Consider the following 14,229-nt stretch of genomic DNA (forward strand, 5'->3'; position numbering starts at 1 on the left):
CCTTCGGGAAAGTCGGGGTCTCGGACTCAGTGGCGGGCGGCGGGGTTGGCGATCGCGAAGCGGTAGATGTCGAGCAGCCGCTCCACGTTCTGGTCGGTCCGGTGGTGGTTCTCGTAGGTCTTGCGGGCCTGCCGGCCGAGTTCGGCGTACCGCTCGGGCGAGTGGTCGACGTCGAGCAGCAGCTTGGCCATGCCGTCCGGGTCGCCCGGGTCGAACAGGGCTCCGTCGACGCCGTCGGTGATCAGCTCCGGGAACGATCCGTGCCCGGACGCCAGCGGCGGCACACCGACGGCCATCGCCTCGACGACCACCAGGCCGAACGTCTCCTCCCACTCCGACGGCAGCACCACCGCGCGGGAACCGGCGATCAGCTGGAACACCTCGGGCTTGCTCATCAGGCCACGCAGTTCGACCGACGGACGCTCGGCCGCCCACGCCTTCACCTGGTCGAGCATCGGTCCACCACCGGCGATCACCAGCCGCAGGGCGTCGTCGCCGGCGGCTGCCCGGTACGCGTCCCAGCCCTTCATCAGCAGCGGAGCGCCCTTGGCCGCGTCGAGCCGGCCGACGTACGTGACCTGTCGCTGTCGCGGTCCGCCGACCGGGCCGTCGTACGGGACGATGTTGTGTTTGACGAAGGTGCGCTCGAGGTCGAAGTCCATCTCGGCCATCAGCCGGCGCTGTGAGTCGGAGATGAAGATGTAGGCCGACACCAGGTCGCGCCAGCTGCCGCGGTGACCGCGGGTGTTGAGCACCGTTGTCCCGGTCGCGAAGGCGGATCCGCGGTAGCAGCGGTGCAGTATCCCGCTGGCCGGGTTGCCGCCGGCGCAGTTGTGGCAGACGCTGCCGTCCCGGAAGAAGTCACCGCTCGCGCAGAGCAGCTTGTAGTTGTGCAGTGTGACCACGGCCGGTACGCCGGCCAGCCGGCACGCGTACAGCACGGACGGACTGAGCAGCGGGAAGGTGTTGTGGATGTGCACCACGTCGGGCCGGTGCCGGAAGAGATCACGCGCAAGGTCGTGCCGGGCCGCCCGGCTCCAGACCACCCGGGCCGGCAGCGTCGCCTTCTTGAGGGCCGGCCAGTCCTCGATGTCGTCACTGTGCCGTTCGAAGTGCCGGACGCTGTGACCCGCCGCGGTGAGCGCCGCGCTCTCCTGGTCGACGACCCGGTTCTCCCCGCTCGGCGCGGTGGAGCGGTACCGGTTGTGCACCATCAGGATCTTCATCGCGGTCCTTCACGTGTCGAGGAGGAGTACACCAGCGAGGCGGCAAGCGTCAGTTCCAGCAGGTACGGCGACGCCTCGCTGAGCCCGCTCTCGGTGAACGAGGCGACGACGCCGTAGGCGACCAGGAAGAGTGCGAGGGCCCGCTGCGGGCCTTGCGGCCGGAACCAGGCGGCGGTCAGCACGAACAGCACCAGCATGATCGTCAGCGCGCAGCCGACCAGTCCGACGTCGTAGTAGGTACCGAGCCAGTTGCTGTCGATCGGCAACCCGTTGAACGACTTGTTCGACAGGCCGAAGCCGAACAGCGTCTCGAAGGTCGATCGCGGCTGGGCCAGGATCGAATCCCAGACTTCCTTCCGGCCGGTCAGCGCACCCAGCTCCTTGGTGTCCTGCCCGCGGGCCAGCCAGGTCGTCACCACCGAACCGAGGCTGAGCGCGCCGAGAGTGAACACCACCAGGCCGATCGCGAACGCCTTGCGGACCCGCGAGCGTGCGGTGAACAGGCTCAGCCCGGCGATCGTGACGCCGGCGAGCATCGCGACGAGTGCGGTCCGCGTGTGGGTCAGTAGCAGGACCGCGCTACACACCACGACGCTGGGCAACGCGACCCCGCGCCGGAGCAGGCCCGACATCCAGAGCACGATCGTGAGTCCGATGGCGACCGCGGAGTAGTGACCGACCTGTGTCGGCGGGATCGGCCAGAGCGTGCCGCCGAGCCGGTTGTCGGTCATCGCCAGCCCGGGCGACACCATCAGGCCGATGACGACCGACCCGACGATGGTCCACAGCACCAGCAGATGCGTGCGCACCAGTAGGAGGTCGCGGCGGGTCCACCACGGTGTCAGCAGCCAGAGCACCAGCGCGAATCCGCAGAGCCGTCCGGCGCGGAACAGTGCGCCGAGGAGGAATTCCGCCCGGATGCTGGCCAGTAGTCCTTCGACGGCCAGCGTCATCAGCAGAGCGACGTACACGCTGCGGCGGATCCGGACCGGGCGGTTCACCGACAGCACCATCACCAGAGCGCCGACCAGGGCGCCCTGGGCGATGAGCTTGCCCATCGAGCCCGGAATCGGCAGCAGGTGCGGGGCTCCGGGGAAGAACGTCATCACGTTCAGCACCAGCAGCGCCCAGGTCAGCTGGACCCGGCGGCGCCGACGTACCTCCGGGGCGACGACCCGCCGCGTCGAGCGGGGGCCGAGCCGCGTGGCCAGCTGCAGGTGGTTGCCGAGCCGGGCGGCGAGCGTCGTCATCGGCTGAACATGCCCACGTCGACGGCCCGGTCACGGCCGGACTCGGCTTCGGCCACGCCGACGCTCTCGTCGGTACGGTCCGGGCGCAGGACGATCGCGGTGCTGATCTCGAGCCCGGCCAGGCGGAGCATCTCGCCGGTCGCCTGGATCCTCGTGGCGGTGCACTGTCCCGCCGTCATCACGACGGCGGCGTGCGACGCCCAGGTCGCCAGGTGATCCGCCCCGAGCTCCGGGGTCAGGGTGGAGAGGCTGAGCACCACGTCGGCGACCTCCCAGGACGCGTCGAGCGCGACGTTGTCCGAGTTCGCCGGACGGCTGCTGTCGCTGAGCCGCAGGTACGGACCTTCGGCAGGTCCGGCCGCGGGATCGGCGAGGTGTACGTCGATCCGGCGGTCGGGCTGACTGAACCGCGACTCGTGGGTGCCGTACGTCTTGACGCCCAGCATCCGCGCGAGCCTGCCCGACTCGGTCAGGTCAGCCACCAGGACCCGCTTGCCGTCGTTGGCCAGGGACACCGCGAGCGAGGCCACCGCCAGCGCGCACGTGTGCAGGTCGTCGACGCCGACCACGGTCAGCGCTGGCGTCGGCCGCTCACCCCAGAAGATCCGGTGATCGAGGTGCTGGACGATCAGCTGGTTCTCGTGCCGGCCGGAGCCGACCTTGTTTCGCCCGGGCAGCCAGCGCCGTGGCCGGGCGATGCTGAGCCGGACCCGGGCTCCGAGTGCATGGGCGATGTCCTGGCGCTTCCACAGCCGGTCGGAGATCAGCGCGCGGACGATCACGAAGGCGATGCCGAGGAACAGTCCGGCGATCAGGCCGGTACCGGCATTGATCACGATCGTCCGCTTCTCCGACACCGGGACCGGCGCGGCCACGTCGAGGATCCGGCTGCTGTTCATCCGCGACGTCTGGACCTGCTCGTCGAGCAGCTGCTGGCGCACGTACTGCTGGCGCTCGCGGGCGGCGGCGAGCCGGGTGCCGGCCACGCTGTTCGGACGCTGCATGTCGTTCGGGTCGTCACCGGCGGCGCGGACCGCTCGCTCGGCCGCGGCGACGTCGTCGTTCGCGGCGGTCAGATCCTGCTGCATGGGCGCGTCCTGCAGCGCGATCTGCTGCTTGCGGTACACGAGGAACACCTGGGCGACTGCCGTGGCCAGCCTGCTCGACTCGGCGTCGGTCTTGGCCTTGGCGGTGATCTGCATGACCCGGTCCGTCGACCCGGCCGCGTTGTACTCCTTGAGCAGGTCGTCCGGGGTCATCGGCAGCTTCAGCAGGTCGATCACCCGTTGCGCCACGGTGTGCGTGGTTGCCAGGGTGACGTCGGTGGCCATCGCCTTCGCAGGGTCCTCACCATCGCGATGGGTGACCAGCAACCGGGTCTGCGACGTACTGGCTGCCCGCACCGTGACGGTCGAGGCCAGGCCCAGGGCCAGGCCGACCAGCGCGAACACCAGCCAGATCCGCAGGTGCCGGCGTAGCGCGTCCCGGACGAACCGGAAGGTGACCAGCGCGTCGGGCGGGAACGAAGTCGACCGCTCGTTGTCGAACAGACCGTCGTCGTCCGCCCAGACCGGCTCGCGGACGACAGCAGCTTCGTCGTCGTACGGCTGGTTGCTCACTTGGTCCTCCTCGCCGTACCGGACAGGAGGGTGGGCAGTCGCGAGCCGGAACGGCGCGTCGACTGCGAGACCCGGCCGATGGTGCGGTCCGTCGGGTCCGGATCCGTGACGACCAGGCCGTCGACGGTGCGGTCGTCCGCGGCCGCGGCGACCGCGAGCCGGGCGAGTTCCTCGGCCGTCACGACGCCGGACGACAGCGCGATGATCGTGTTCGTGGTGCGCTCGGAGCCGTCCAGGCGCGGCGCGTCGCGGTCGACGACAACCAGGTGAATGGTCAGCGCGGAGTCGCCCGCGGGCTCCTGGTGCGCGTCGACAACGATCGACGCGGTCAGGCCGATCGAGTTGGCCAGCGCCGCCAGCTGCGGGCCGAGCGACCGGGCCTTGTCGTCGCCGGCGAAGGACAGCACGGTCAGCGAGACCGGTGCGCTGTCGCGGATGTCGAGTCCGAGGTGGTGCAGGGTCTTGCGCAGGCTCCAGGCCTCGACCGCGGTCGGCGAGTAGTGCTCGAGCAGATAGGTCCAGTCCGAGACGTCTCTGGCCTGGTACGACGAGACCGACGCGAGCACCGGCAGCCCGACCGAGTCCGAGATCTCGTCACGCAGCCGCAGCCGCCGGTCGCCCCGGGCCCTCGCCAGTACGCCGATCGAGCCGACCACGGCGCCGATCAGCGCGCCGAGCAGGCCGAGGATCCCGAGATGGATCATGATGTTGCCGCCACGCGCTGTGGTCGCTTGCTCCAGCACACGTGCCCCCGTTTTCTTGCCCAGGTCGCCGGGCAGCTTCTGGTCGGTCGTGACGAAGACCAGGTAGACCTCGGCGACGGCATTCGCCAGTCGCATCGACTGTTGCGGCGTGGTTCCCTTCGCGTCGATCTTGATCACCTCGTCGGTCACGGCGGTGACCTTCACCAGGGCGCGGACCTGCTCCGTGGACAGCGCCGGCGTCAGGTTCTGACCGGCGCTCTTCAGCACCGGTTCGCTGTTCGCGATGAAGACCTGCGTGTCGATGCTCTGGGTACCGGCGCCGGTGGACGTCTGCGCGTCGGTCGCCGGAGCGGGTGGCAGCACGACGAGCGACGTCGCGGTGTACGCCGCGGGCACGACGAACCCGTACGCGAGCCCACCGAGCAGCCCGACGGCAGCGACCGCTGCCACGATCAGGCGATGTCTGCGGATGGCCCGCCACGACTTCTTGACGTCGAGCTGCTGAGCGCTCACGCCTCCACCTCGCTTCGCTCGGTTGCGGCGTGAGCGCAAGCGCTGCTCTGCCTGTTTGTTCGCTCGCTGCGCTCGCTCACAAGGCCCCCTCCAGGCGAACGTGGTCCGGTTCGAGGTAATAGAGGGGTCCGGAGTCAGCGGTGATACACCGTTCCGCGGTCAGGAGCGGAACGAGAACGTGCTGGTCGCCGGCGTGTCGGCGGGCAGCCGACCGGATCCGACCAGCGTGGTGGCCGGGACCTTGTGACCGAAACGCGGGGAGTACCAGCCCAGCAGCGGACTGTTACTACCGCGGTACGTCGTCCACTCCAGCCCGGCGGGCAACTCGACCACCGCGGAACCGGTCGGCCAGTCCAGCAGTCCCGTCGAGCCCTCGAGCGCCACGGACACCTCAGGGCCCAGATGCCAAGCGATCCGGACATCGGAGCTCACATCGAGCCAGTCCTCGATGCGCAGCACGCCCTGGTCCAGTACCGCCGTACGGCGGTGTATGACGGGTGTTTCGCCGACCCGATAGCCGTCGTGTTCGGCGTCCCACGAGCCGGGGGAGTAGCGCAGTACCTTGCCTGTCGCTCCGCGGAGCCAGAGGAAGGGACCGCCCCAGGCGGACTGCTCGCTCCGCGCTACTTCGACGGTGTTGTGGGCGATGGTGGAGCGGAAGTAGTTCCGCCACTCCTCCTCACCGTGGTAGCAGTACGTACCCGGGTCAGCGAGGATGTCGACGCCGTCGACGCGGACCTCCAGTGACAGCGCGTCGGAGTGCGCGTGGGCGGCGATCGAGAGGAAACCGTGCGGACCGGCGTCTGCACGGCACCAGATCTCCGGACCGGCGTCCTGGCTGCGCAGGATCGTCAGACCGGCGTCCTGGAAGTGGTTCGGGCGTTCGTCGGGGCGGTCCGGTCGTTTGCCGTTGGCCAGTGAACCGACGATGACCGAGGCCGCGGTCGGTGGGCTGGCGGGCCACCAGGTGGCGCTGCCGACCACTGCGGCCCCCAGTGAGAGGTACGCCGACCACGTGCTGATGTCCGGCGGGTCCAGCACCAGCACCATGCCTTCGTCGTCGTCCCCCTGGTGTGGTGGGCGCAGCGTGGTGTCGACGATCGCTGCGGCCACGTCCACGCTGCGGGTCAGCAGATCCCACGTGTGGCGGCTGAGTGGATGACCGGCGGTGTCCGACTCCAGAGCGGCGTACAGGCCGAGCTCGGAGACGAAACGGTGGTAGTCGGTGGCCAGCTCACGGTTCACACCGGACGGGAAGGTGTTGGCGTCCAGCTCCTTCTCCAGCAGGGCTGCGGCGTCCTGTCGCCAGTGGGCGCTCTTGGTGAACCACGGGAACGCACAGGCGCCGATGAGTTGGCCGGCGGCTTCAGCGATGACGTGGTTGTTCGCCGAGGAACCGTGACTCCGGAACGCGGCGAGGTACCGCTGGTGCCAGTGGATCTGCTGGAGCGCCAGTTCGTTGAGCTCGAACAGCTCGGTGATCTCGGGCCAGTCGTTCAGGAGGCGGCGGATCCAGGTCCAGCTGATCAGGCGCAGTCCGATCTCGATCCCGCTGGCCCAGTGGACACCGGACAGGAACGGGTTCGAACGCCACCAGTCCGTCAGGTGGTCGGCGACGCGTTCGGCGTACCTGTCGTCGTGTGTCAGGTACCAGGCCGCGGCCAGCTGGGTGAGGTGGTGGTGGCGGGACAGCTCCCACACCTGCTTGATGTTGCCGACCGCGTCCTCGTTGCGGTGGTTCAGCTTGAAGACGTACTGCGCCGGGTCGGAACGCCGGCCCGTGGTCGGGTCACGGAACCAGTCCGGCGCGCACAGGTCGGTGCGCTCGACACCTAGTACCTCCAGATTGCCGTCCATGATCGCGTCGGCGGTCTCGATGACGGCCTTACGAGCATCTTCGGGTACGTCGCATGCTGTGCGCGCGTCGAGCGTCACAGCGAACGTACGGTCCCGCCGTACCGGCACACCGTTCTTGAGGTCCTGCCCGGGCCGCACTTGTTGGTAGGCCCAGGCAGAACGACGCGCGGTGTCGCGAGCGCGCAAGACGAGTTCGGTGGGAGACATCCGGCGCAGGCGGCGGACGTACCAGCCCAGAGGCTGGCGGCTCACACCTTCTCCGGCCTTCCGCTCGCCAGGCTGCGGTCCACCGCGATGGTGGCGCGCGTCGTTGCGACCAGCGAGTCGAAGGAGATCGGCATCGGGCCGCCGGACTTCACCGCGGCCACGAACGCCGCCAGCTCGGCCCGCTGCCCCTTGTCGGTACTGCGGGACTTCCGCGTGGCCGGTTTGCGGCCGGACCACACCGACGCGCTCTGGAAGTTGTCGAACCGCGCGTTCCGGCCGCCGCCCGTGATGTCGATCGTCTCCTTCGGGAACCGGCTGTTGCCGCCACCCACGTAGCTGATCGTGCCGACCGACCCGTTGGCGAACCGCAGCGTGACGATCACGTCGCCGGCGTCGGGTCCCGGTACGGCGTACACCTCGGTGGGGAGACTGTCGAGCCACCAGCCGAGGGTGTCGATGAAATGCCCGCCCTCACCGGCGAACCGGCTGCCCTCCTTGCCGGCGTCGAGGTACCAGCTGGTCGAGTCGAGCTTGCCGGCGTTCACCAGGTAGCGGAGCGAGAAGGCCCCGCCCGGGTCGCCGAAGCGGCCCTTCAGGTCGGTGAGCAGGGGAGCGAAGCGGCGGTTGAAGCCGACCATCAGGCGGTCGTTGCCGGTGGCATCCACTGTGGCGACGATGCGGTCCAGTTCCTCGTCGGTGAGCGCGAGCGGCTTCTCGACGAAGACCGCCTTGCCGGTTTCCAGGGCGAGGCAGGCGAGGTCGGCGTGCGAGCTGTGCCGGGTGACGACGAAGATCGCGTCGAGGGTGTCGTCGGACAGTACTTCGTTGGCGTCGGTGGAGACGGTCTGGAAGCCGAAGCGGCGTTGGGCGTTGGCGGCCGACAAGGATTTGTTGGTGGCGACGCGGCCGAGCACGGCGTTCTCGTCACTTTGCAGGTGCGGGAGGAGCATGCTCGAGGCGTAGTTTCCGGCTCCAATGAACCCCATCCGGGCGACACCGGCGGGAGCCGGTCGCCCGGCCACCTCCTGCCGGTGGGTAGATGGCACTGCGACTTCCATCAATTCGTCTGCTGAGGCTTCCTTTGGGTACTCGAAGAGGAAGCCAACACCTGGGAGGGTGCCGGTGCTCAGTTGTTGGTAGACGTCGGTGGCGTCGGTGATCGGGAACTGGCCGGCGATCAGCGAGCCGACGTCGATCTGTTCGCGGGCGATCAGGTCGATGAAGCACTCCAGGTTGCGGCGTTCGGTCCAACGGACGTAGCCCGCGGGGTAGTCGATGCCCTGGAGTTCGTACCGGTCGTCGTACCGGCCGGGGCCGTAGGACCGGGAGAACCGGACGTCCAGCTCCTTGTCGTAGTACGCGTTCCACGGCAGGTCGAGCTTCGTCTTGCCGATGTCGACGACGCGGGCGCGGTCGCGCGCCAGCCGCGCAGCGGTCTCCACCGGCCCGTTCGAGTGACCGCCGGCAGCCAGCAGGATGCGGTCCGCGCCGAGACCGTTCGACGCCTCCAGCAACGCCCGCTCGAGCGACGCCACGCCCGCCTCGTCAGGAGACGAGCAGTGCAACGCGCCCGCCTTCTCCGCCATCCGGCACCGGTCCTCGACGGTGTCGATTCCGAACACCCGTACCCCAGCGGCGACCAGCAAACGCACCACCAGCTGCCCGACCAGCCCGAGCCCGATCACCACAGCGGTGTCGCCCAGCTGGACCTCGGCCTGCCGCACGCCCTGCATCGCGATCGCACCGACCGTGGAGAACGCGGCCTGCTCGGCCGGCACCCCGTCCGGCACCGGAACGCACAGGTTGATCGGCACCCAGTTGTACTCCGCATGCAGCGCGAACTCGTTGCCCGCGGCAGCAACCAGCTGCCCGACGCTGAACTCCTCGGCACCGGCCCCGACCTCGACCACCACGCCGCACAGCGAGTAGCCGAGCGGTGTGTACGAGTCGAGCTTGTTCATCACCTTCTTGTAGGTGTTCATCACGCCCTGCTGGGAGACCGTGTCCAGCACCTTCTTCACCTGGTCCGGCCGCGCCTTCGCCTTGCCGATCAGCGACAGCCGCGCCTCACCGACCTTCATCAGCTCGGTCCCGGTGGAGATCAGCGAGTACAGCGAACGAACCAGCACGCCACCCGGCGCACACCCCGGCGGCGGGACGTCGAGAACCGCCAGCTCGCCGGACTTGTAGTTCTGCGCAACCTGCTTCATATCCGTCCTTCGGATCCAGAGATTCAGAGAGAGGTGACCGTGACGCCCAGCGAGCGCATGTGGCGGGTCCAGGTTTCGAGCGTCAGCAACTGCCAGATCTGTTTCGAGTAGTCCTCGCGCCCGGCCCGCTCGTCGTCGACCAGCTTCTGTACGGCGGCCTGCCGCAAGAACCCGCTACCGACCAGCTCGCCGCGCAGCAGCACGTCATCGACGAGTTCCCGCAGGTCGTTCCGCACCCAGGCCCGCAGCGGCGCACTGAACGACGCCTTCGGCCGGTAGATGATCTCCTTCGGCAGCCAGGCCTCGGCCGCCTTCTTCAACGCCAGCTTGCTCACCCGGCGGTGGATCTTCGCGCTGCCCGGGATCGAGAACGCCGCGCGCGCGACGACCGGGTCCACGAACGGCGTCCGTACCTCTGTCGACGCCGCCATGCTGGACCGGTCCGTGTAGGCCAGGTTGAGTCCCGGGAGGAACATCCGGGAGTCGGCGAGGCACATCCGGTTGATGTGGTCGTCGAGAGTGGTGTCGTGGTAGATGTCGCTGTGTTCGGCGAGCAGCTTCCCGACGTACGGCTCGAGGTCCGGACTGATCAGGCCGGCGAGCTGATCCGCGTCGTACATGGTGTAGCTGCGGCGGAACGCCTCTTCCTCCGACAGGTTCGCGAACGTCTCGAACCGCTTGGCCCAGCGCGCGTAGCGCAGTCCGCGACCGTTCACGGTGACCGGGAGCCGTCGTACCGCGGGACCGATCAGACCGTTCCGCAGTACGCCGGGAAGCCGCTGGTACTGCGCTCCCATCACACACGCCAGGTGCTTGCGATAGCCACCGAACAGCTCGTCGGCGCCCATCCCGGACAGCAGCACCTTGACGCCGGCGTCCCGCGCGGTGTCGCACATCAGCAGGGTGTTGATCGCCGCCGGGTCGCCGATCGGCTCGTCCAGGATGTCGACGATCCGCGGCAGCAACTCGACGACGTCCGGCGCGATCTCGATCTCGTGCAGGTCGATCCCGAACTGCTGCGCCAGCTTCCGCGCGTAGATCGCGTCGTCCGGCATCGCCTCGAGCTTCTGGTCCTGCGCCCGGAACGTGATCGTGTACGAGTCGATCCCCGGATCCATCCGCTTCGCCAGCACCGTGACCAGACTCGAGTCCAGCCCACCACTCAGGAACGTCGACACCGGTACGTCGGCCACGAGGTGGGCCGCGACGGACTCCTCGATCACCTGGCGCAGATCGGCGGGCGGACCGGCCGCGGCCTCGGTGGCGACGTCGGTCACGCGCCAATACGTCTCGTGCCGGCTGGAACCGTCCGGCCGGAACTCCGTCCACGAACCCGGCGGCAGCTTCTCCACGCCATCGATCGCGCACCGCTGCTCGGGCAGCCAGTAGTAGAGCATCGATGCGATCAACGCACCGGGCTCGGTGCGCAGCTCGGAGCCGACCACGGACACGATGGCCTTCAGCTCAGACGCGAAGACCACACCGCCCTGGCGGCGCAGGAAGTACAGCGGCTTGATGCCGAGCGGATCGCGGGCGAGGTACATGCTGCCGCTGTCCTCGTCCAGCATCGCGAACGCGAACATGCCCCGGAAGCGCTTGAGGGCGTCCGGACCCCAGCGACGCCAGGCCTCGAGCACCACCTCGGTGTCGGAGCTGGTCCGGAAATGCACGCCGCTCTTTGACAGCTCGGTGCGCAGTTCCTTGTAGTTGTAGAGCTCGCCGTTGTAGCAGATCGTCAGGCCCTGTTTGCTGAACGGCTGGTCCGCCGCCGCCGACAGGTCGATGATCGACAACCGGCGGTGCGCCAGGAAGGCGCGGACGTCACCCTCGTCGTACGCGTACACCTGGTCCGCGTCCGGGCCGCGATGCGCGATCCGGTCGCTCATCGCCTCCGCGAGCGCGTAGCCGTCACGCTGCTGGTAGCAACCGGCGATGCCGCACACGTCAGGACCCCGCCACGTTCGTGACCCGACCGGCGTCGGTGACGCGGCTGACATACCCGGTGAGCTGGTCGAACACCCCGACGTACGCCTTCTGCTGGTGCTTCCAGGCCAGCACCTGCTCGACACGCTCGCGGCCGAGCTTGCCCATCCGGCGCCGGCGGACCTCGTCGTCGAGCAGGTCGACGATCGCATCGCCGTACTTCGCGACGTCGTTCGGCTCCACGTACACCGCGGCATCGGCGGCCGACACCTTGGTCTCGATCAGGTCGAAGGCGACGACCGGGAGCTCGAACGCCATGTACTCCATCGTCTTGTTCATCGTCGACACGTCGTTGAGCGGATTCTTCGGGTCCGGCGAGAGACCGAGGTCGGCGGTCGACATCACCGCGCGGACCGTCTCGTCCGGCACGCGGCCGGTGAACTCGACGTACTCGCCGAGGCCGAGCTCGTCCCGCAGCGCGACCACGTCGTCGAACGAGTCGCCGCCGCCCATCAGCGTGAACGCGATATCCGTACGGCCGAGCTTGTTGACGATGTGATCCGCGGCGCGCACGACGATGTCGACGCCGTCCTGCGGGCCCATCACGCCGATGTAGGTGACCAGGTAGCGGTGCCCGCGGCGCAGCGACTCGTCGGCGGCGCCGCGTCGCAGTTTGTCCGGGTCGGGGCCGGTGCGGACCACGGTGACGTCGTGGTTCGCCTTGCCGCTGCGGGTGATCGCGATCCGGCGGTACGAGTCGTTCGTCGACGTCACGTGGTCGGCCGTGCGGTGCGTCGTCCGCTCGAGGAACCGCAGTCCCTTGTAGGGCAGACTTGTCGTACCGCCGAAGCGGGACTGGAACAGCTCCGGGCACAGGTCGTGGTGGTCGAACACGAACCGCGTGCGGTCCAGGCGGCGCAGCAGCATCGCGATCGGCCAGAAGATGTCCGGCGGGTTGCACGCCTGCAGCACCTGGAACCGGCCGGCCTTGCGAGCCCGGAAGACCAGCCGCAGCGTCATCAGGAACGAGTACGCGTACTCCCAGACGAAGCTGACCTTGCTGCCACCCGGCGCGTACGCCTTGTACTTGTGCACGGTCACGCCGTCGAGGACCTGGTACGACGGGTCTCCCGGACCCTTCGGGCAGACCACGGTCACGTCGTACCCGGACGCCACCAAGGCCTGGCACTCCAGCCAGACCCGGCGGTCGAACGGCACCCAGAGGTTCTGGATGATGATCAGCACCCGCGGGCCGGTCACCAGCCCACTCCCTCGTACCCGGGCAGCGCCTCGACCTCGCCACCGAGCCGGCCGGTGAGGTCGATGGTGCGGGCCGGCGGCGTCGTCAGGAGCGCGTCGATCGCGGCGTTGTCGGTCGCCGACACGATGGCCAGGTCGGCGCCGTCGAGCGCCGCCTGTGGATCGTCGGTCAGGACGCGTTGCAGGTGCGGGAGCTTGGAGGTGACGTGTCTCAGGTTCGCCCCCACCAGCCTGCTGGGGTTCACGATGGCGTCGTAGATCCGCAGGTTGTAGCCCTTGCCGATCAGGCGTTCGGCGAGCTCGACGTTCGGGCTCTCGCGTAGGTCGTCGGTGGCGTGCTTGAAGCTCAGGCCGAGCAGCGCGATCTCGCGGCCGGGGCCGGCGATGACGCGGTCCACGACGTCCCGGACGGACCGCTCGTTGGTGGCCAGCGTGCCGGCCAGCAACGGCAGTTCGGTGTCGTTCATCCGGGCCAGGTGCAGCACCGAACGCAGATCCTTCGGCAGGCAGGACCCGCCGAACGCGAACCCGGGCTTCAGGTAGTACGGCGAGATGTTCAGGCTCTTGTCCTGGACGAAGATCTTCATCACCTCGCGCGAGTCCACCGCGAAGTGCCGGAAGATCCGGCCCATCTCGTTGGCGAACGAGACCTTCGTGGCGTGGAACGCGTTGCAGGCGTACTTGAGCGCCTCCGCGGTCCGCACGTCGACGACCTGAACCTCCTTGCCGAGGAACCCGAACAGCTCGGTCAGCGCGGCGCCGACCTTCGGGTTCCGGGTGCCGACCACCACGAACGGCGGCTCGTAGAAGTCCGCGAGGCCGGACCCCTCACGCAGGAACTCCGGAGTCATCGCCGTACCGAAGGTGAGACCCTCCGGCGCCGGGACCTCCGCCAGCACCTGCTCGACGACCTCGTCGACGGTGCCCGGCGGGACGGTGCTCCGGACCACGATGCTGTGGAACCCGGACTCCGGCCGGACCACCACCTGCGCGGCCTCGGCGATGTCCCGGACCGCGCGTTTGATGTACGTCAGATCGGTGCTGCCGGCCGCCGTGGACGGCGTACCGACACAGATCAGCGAGACATCGGCACCCTCGAGCGCGAGGCGCGGATCGGTGGTCGCGTGCAGCAGTCCCGCTGTCGCCCCCGCCGCCACCAGTTCGTCCAGCCCCGGCTCGACGACCGGGCTGTGTCCCTGGGTGATCGGCTCGACCTTCGCCGTGTCGACATCCACCCCCCACACGTCATGCCCAGCCGCGGCCAGACAAGCAGCCGTCACCGACCCCACATACCCCAAGCCGAATACGGCAACCTTCATAACGCCCCCCACAGGCTCATGACGTGGCTCTCCCACGTACCGCAGCGCCCATGAGAGCAAGGTCCCGCCCACGCTGATACAAGCCTGTGGAAATCTCCCCGGAGAAAATCCGCCGGAAAGTATCCTGAAACACGCAACCTG

The 14,229-nt window shown here is 68.7% G+C and carries 9 protein-coding genes; all 9 read right to left on the reverse strand.

What is annotated here, in order from left to right:
* Positions 1-26: 26 nt before the first annotated feature.
* Positions 27-1,226, reverse strand: a complete 1,200-nt coding sequence (locus tag AC0662_RS35155; protein WP_478306103.1) for a glycosyltransferase — start codon at positions 1,224-1,226, stop codon at positions 27-29.
* Positions 1,223-2,476 carry an O-antigen ligase family protein gene (locus tag AC0662_RS35160; RefSeq protein ID WP_452203493.1) on the reverse strand — a complete coding sequence of 418 codons (1,254 nt, stop codon included), beginning with the start codon at positions 2,474-2,476 and terminating at the stop codon, positions 1,223-1,225. The genes AC0662_RS35155 and AC0662_RS35160 overlap by 4 nt, the downstream gene beginning before the upstream one ends.
* A complete protein-coding gene (locus tag AC0662_RS35165) occupies positions 2,473-4,095 on the reverse strand; it encodes a YveK family protein (protein ID WP_478306105.1) in 1,623 nt (540 codons plus the stop codon). Before AC0662_RS35165 ends, AC0662_RS35160 begins: the two co-directional genes overlap by 4 nt.
* Complete coding sequence (locus AC0662_RS35170; protein WP_478306107.1) at positions 4,092-5,312, reverse strand: Wzz/FepE/Etk N-terminal domain-containing protein; 1,221 nt, start codon at positions 5,310-5,312, stop codon at positions 4,092-4,094. Before AC0662_RS35170 ends, AC0662_RS35165 begins: the two co-directional genes overlap by 4 nt.
* A 159-nt stretch (positions 5,313-5,471) precedes the next feature.
* A complete protein-coding gene (locus AC0662_RS35175) occupies positions 5,472-7,421 on the reverse strand; it encodes a heparinase II/III family protein (protein WP_478306109.1) in 1,950 nt (649 codons plus the stop codon).
* A complete protein-coding gene (locus AC0662_RS35180; protein ID WP_478306111.1) occupies positions 7,418-9,586 on the reverse strand; it encodes a bi-domain-containing oxidoreductase in 2,169 nt (722 codons plus the stop codon). Before AC0662_RS35180 ends, AC0662_RS35175 begins: the two co-directional genes overlap by 4 nt.
* A gap of 23 nt (positions 9,587-9,609) precedes the next feature.
* A complete protein-coding gene (gene asnB, locus AC0662_RS35185; protein WP_478306113.1) occupies positions 9,610-11,529 on the reverse strand; it encodes an asparagine synthase (glutamine-hydrolyzing) in 1,920 nt (639 codons plus the stop codon).
* A gap of 1 nt (position 11,530) precedes the next feature.
* Complete coding sequence (locus tag AC0662_RS35190) at positions 11,531-12,769, reverse strand: glycosyltransferase family 4 protein (RefSeq protein WP_478306115.1); 1,239 nt, start codon at positions 12,767-12,769, stop codon at positions 11,531-11,533.
* On the reverse strand, positions 12,766-14,088 hold the full coding sequence (locus AC0662_RS35195) for a UDP-glucose dehydrogenase family protein (RefSeq protein WP_478306117.1): 1,323 nt from the start codon (positions 14,086-14,088) through the stop codon (positions 12,766-12,768). Before AC0662_RS35195 ends, AC0662_RS35190 begins: the two co-directional genes overlap by 4 nt.
* Positions 14,089-14,229 lie beyond the last annotated feature (141 nt).

It is taken from the genome of Kribbella sp. NPDC043289, assembly GCF_056436705.1.

What these genes read in the sequence shown, in the direction of transcription:
- AC0662_RS35155 (WP_478306103.1), bottom strand. Translation starts at nt 1,226, where the DNA reads ATGAAGATCCTGATGGTGCACAACCGGTACCGCTCCACCGCGCCGAGC.
- AC0662_RS35195 (WP_478306117.1), bottom strand. Translation starts at nt 14,088, where the DNA reads ATGAAGGTTGCCGTATTCGGCTTGGGGTATGTGGGGTCGGTGACGGCT.
- AC0662_RS35180 (WP_478306111.1), bottom strand. Translation starts at nt 9,586, where the DNA reads ATGAAGCAGGTTGCGCAGAACTACAAGTCCGGCGAGCTGGCGGTTCTC.
- AC0662_RS35160 (WP_452203493.1), bottom strand. Translation starts at nt 2,476, where the DNA reads ATGACGACGCTCGCCGCCCGGCTCGGCAACCACCTGCAGCTGGCCACG.